The following is a 1,000-nucleotide window of genomic DNA, read 5'->3' as shown; positions in this document are numbered from 1 at the left end:
CCATCGAAGAAATCGAAATGCCACCATGCGCGACGAAACTCACCGTCGGTGACCACATGCAGGCCGCAGTCGCATTGCTGCTGAACCAGATGACGGATCGCGTTATTCTCAATCTCGCGTAGCTGAGCGGCGTCGATAATCCCCTCAGCCAGCTGCTGACGCGCCTGTTTAATGCTGTCCGGGCGCAAAAAACTGCCGACGATGTCTGCGCGGAACGGGGCCTGTTGACGTTGCATGCTGTCTCCTTAGCGGTGGGCGCGTTAGTTGCCCACCGTGATAGTTCATTATTTCCTAGATTCTACGTCAGTACGGTTTTGTTGAATAAATCGAACTTTTGCTGAGTTGAAGGATCAGATCACGTATCTTCCCGACAACGCAGACCGTTCCGTGGCAAAGCAAAAGTTCAAAATCACCAACTGGCCCACCTACAATAAAGCCCTCATCAACCGTGGCTCCATAACTTTCTGGCTGGATGATGAAGCTATTCAGGCCTGGTATGAGTCAGCAACACCTTCTTCACGAGGCAGACCTCAGCGCTATTCTGACCTTGCCATCACGACTGTGCTGGTCATTAAACGCGTATTCAGGCTGACCCTGCGCGCTGCGCAGGGCTTTATTGATTCCATTTTTTCTCTGATGAACGTTCCGCTACGCTGCCCGGATTACAGCTGTGTCAGCAGGCGGGCAAAGTCGGTTAATATCAGTTTCAAAACGCCCACCCGGGGTGAAATCGCACACCTGGTAATTGATTCCACCGGGCTGAAGGTCTTCGGTGAAGGCGAGTGGAAAGTCAAAAAGCATGGCCAGGAACGCCGTCGTATATGGCGTAAGCTGCATCTGGCAGTTGACAGTAAAACACATGAAATCATCTGCGCTGACCTGTCGCTGAACAACGTTACGGACTCAGAGGCCTTCCCCGGGTTAATCCGGCAAACCCACCGGAAAATCAGGTCAGCCGCCGCCGATGGAGCTTACGATACCCGGCTCTGTCACGATGAAC

Annotated in this window: 1 protein-coding gene and 1 pseudogene; one reads left to right on the top strand and one right to left on the bottom strand. The window is 52.9% G+C overall.

Going from position 1 to position 1,000, the window contains the following annotated elements; translation table 11 throughout:
- A pseudogene (locus tag ABD481_RS46450) lies at window positions 1–236 on the bottom strand (5-methyltetrahydropteroyltriglutamate--homocysteine S-methyltransferase); the annotation flags it as partial.
- Between the two features lie 106 nt (window positions 237–342).
- On the opposite strand from ABD481_RS46450, the gene ABD481_RS46445 reads away from it, so the two are divergent.
- Window positions 343–1,000 (top strand): IS5 family transposase (locus tag ABD481_RS46445; protein ID WP_096738686.1); only part of this gene is annotated, 658 nt, incomplete at its 3' end.

This window comes from Catenulispora yoronensis, from assembly GCF_039531695.1.
Classification (GTDB): domain Bacteria; phylum Actinomycetota; class Actinomycetes; order Streptomycetales; family Catenulisporaceae; genus Catenulispora; species Catenulispora yoronensis.
Note: the sequence above shows the minus strand (reverse complement) of the source record. Positions and strands in the feature narration are given on the sequence as shown.